The sequence below is a fragment of the uncultured Lamprocystis sp. genome (genome assembly GCF_903933125.1).
Lineage (GTDB): Bacteria > Pseudomonadota > Gammaproteobacteria > Chromatiales > Chromatiaceae > Thiodictyon.
On the sequence record NZ_CAIZIZ010000163.1, the window covers coordinates 1 to 1726 of the forward strand.

The 1726-nt window shown below is 62.6% G+C and carries 2 protein-coding genes and 1 pseudogene; all 3 read left to right on the forward strand.

Annotated features, from left to right (window positions below; translation table 11 throughout):
* Positions 1-194 (forward strand): annotated as a pseudogene (locus tag QZY03_RS08030) (hypothetical protein); the annotation flags it as partial.
* A gap of 50 nt (positions 195-244) precedes the next feature.
* Complete coding sequence (locus QZY03_RS08035; RefSeq protein ID WP_295579917.1) at positions 245-547, forward strand: PD-(D/E)XK nuclease family transposase; 303 nt, start codon at positions 245-247, stop codon at positions 545-547.
* A gap of 399 nt (positions 548-946) precedes the next feature.
* A partial coding sequence (locus QZY03_RS08040; RefSeq protein WP_295579918.1) for an Rpn family recombination-promoting nuclease/putative transposase occupies positions 947-1726 on the forward strand: 780 nt, incomplete at its 3' end.

Consider the following 1726-nt stretch of genomic DNA (forward strand, 5'->3'; position numbering starts at 1 on the left):
AGGCCGAGCGACAAGCAAAAGAAGCCGCCCTACAAGCGCAAGAGGCCGAGCGCCAAGCCAAGGAAGCCGCCCTGCAAGGGCAGCAGGATGCCCTGCAATCGCGCGAGGCCGAGCGTCAAGCCAAGGAAGCCGCCCTCGCCGAGATCGAGCGGCTTAAAGCGCTATTGCACGATCGCGACCACCCCGCGGACTGACTGAAAAGCCGTTCCCGTGGGACCGACCTCCGGCCGCGATTGGCGCCGCAGTGAACGCCGACACCCCGAGACCCGGCGAGCCCCCATCGCGGCCGGAGGCCGCTCCCACAGAGTCGCCGTGCGACTTTCACGAATTTCAAAACCATGCTGCCACCGCGGACAACCGCAACCTGCTCATCCATTTTCTCAACGCCACCCTCGGCCCCGACTTGCCCAGCCCGGTCACCCAGGTCGACATCCTCAACCCCTACAACGAACGCGAATTCCTCACCGATAAAGTCAGCATCGTCGATGTCAAAGCCCGTGATGATCACGCCCGCCTCTATCAGGCCGAAATCCAACTCCGGAAATGAGGCAAGCCATGACCACCCTGAAGGCTTTCTCCGACAAAGAACGCGCCTATCAGGCGCGGCAACACTTCCTGCGATAACAGCGCTCTATCCAACGCGAACTCGACGACGAACGGGCGGCGCGCGAGGCCGAGCGGCAAGCAAAAGAAGCCGCCCTACAAGCGCAAGAGGCCGAGCGCCAAGCCAAGGAAGCCGCCCTTGCCGAGATCGAGCGGCTCAAAGCGCTATTGCACCGATCGCGACCACCCCGCGGGCGACTGACTGAAAAGTCAGGCCGGCGCGACCGCTGGGGCTATGCGATGTGTACCCTACACCGACAGTCAGGGCCGGGCGTCCAGATCGGTTTTTGATCGCACCCGCGCGGGTCTTGCCTGCCGCCGCGGAACTGGCTAGCCTCTTCTCATGGACAACATCGCCAACCCCCACGACGCCTTCTTTCGCGAGAGCTTCGGCCGGCGTGAGATCGCCCAGGACTTCCTGCGCCATCAACTGCCGGCACCCCTGCTCGCGGTGATCGACCTGGACACACTGGAGATCGCCAAAGACAGCTATGTCGCCCAAGACCTGCGCGGGTCCTTCTCCGATCTGGTCTATCGGGTCGGCAACGGCACGAGCCAACTATCCATTTACCTGCTCTTTGAGCACAAGAGCCACCCCGAACACTGGATCCTGCTGCAACTGCTGCGCTACATCACCGCCGCGGGTGATGCGTACCGCAAACAGCACCCCAAGGCCCGGCGCCTCCCGCCGGTCTATCCTCTGGTTATCTATCACGGCACACGCCGCTGGCGGGCGCCCAAGACCTTCCACGCGCTGGTGTCACCCCTACCGCCGGTCCTGACGCCCTTCGTGCCGCAATTCACCTACACCCTGCACGACCTGTCTCCCCGCACCAATGCCGAAATCAAGGGCGCCCTGCTGACCCGCCTGGTCCAATTGGCCATGCGCTGGATCTTCAGTGACCAACCCATTGAGCGGCTGCGTGAGTTGTTCGCCCTCATCGAACAAATTGAAGATCAGACCACGGCGCTGGAGATGCTGGAATCGTTATTGCGTTACTACGTCCAAGGCACCCAGCGAGTGGACGAGCAGGACGCCCGCCTGCTGCTGCAACAGACCCCAACCGGAGACCCCATCATGCAAACCTTCATCGACCGCTATATCGAGCAAGGGAGACAACAA